The 537-nt window shown below is 55.1% G+C and carries 1 protein-coding gene; it reads left to right on the top strand.

Annotated elements, in window-relative coordinates:
- Positions 1-52: 52 nt before the first annotated feature.
- A partial coding sequence (locus NMG70_RS31715; protein ID WP_254028136.1) for an EAL domain-containing protein occupies positions 53-537 on the top strand: 485 nt, incomplete at its 3' end.

Here is a 537-nt window from a genome sequence, read left to right as displayed (position 1 = left end):
TGCTCTTATCGACGGCTTGGTGAAAGCTGACTGTCGAGATGTTCGTGTGGCAATGAATGTTTCTCCGCGCGAATTGGAAGCCGGCGATATCGACGACATGGTTCTGAATGGTCTGGCGGCAAGAGACCTCCCGACAACGATGTTCGAAATCGAGATTACCGAAGAGTCTCCAGTGGACCCGGACAGAGTAGATGAAAAGCTCGGACGGCTTTCACATGCCGGCATTTCCATCGCGCTCGATGACTTCGGCACCGGCTTTTCCACATTGGCATCGCTCAAGGACAGTCGGATAAGCAAGGTGAAAATAGACCAACGCTTCATTCGCGGCTTAGCCAAGTCTCGGGAGGACCGGCTGCTTGTCAAAACGGTGATCGATCTTGGTCGGGCGCTCGACATCGATGTCATGGCCGAGGGCGTCGAAACAGAGGCAGATCGGCAAATTCTGTACAAGCTTGGCTGCAGAACCGCTCAGGGCTTCCTATTCTCCGAGGCGGTGCCTCTCAGCCAAGCGCTTGAGGTGGCACTGAAAGAGCACGC

Source organism: Mesorhizobium ventifaucium (assembly GCF_935822925.1).
Lineage (GTDB): Bacteria > Pseudomonadota > Alphaproteobacteria > Rhizobiales > Rhizobiaceae > Mesorhizobium > Mesorhizobium ventifaucium.
This window is presented reverse-complemented; position numbering and strand designations above follow the sequence as displayed.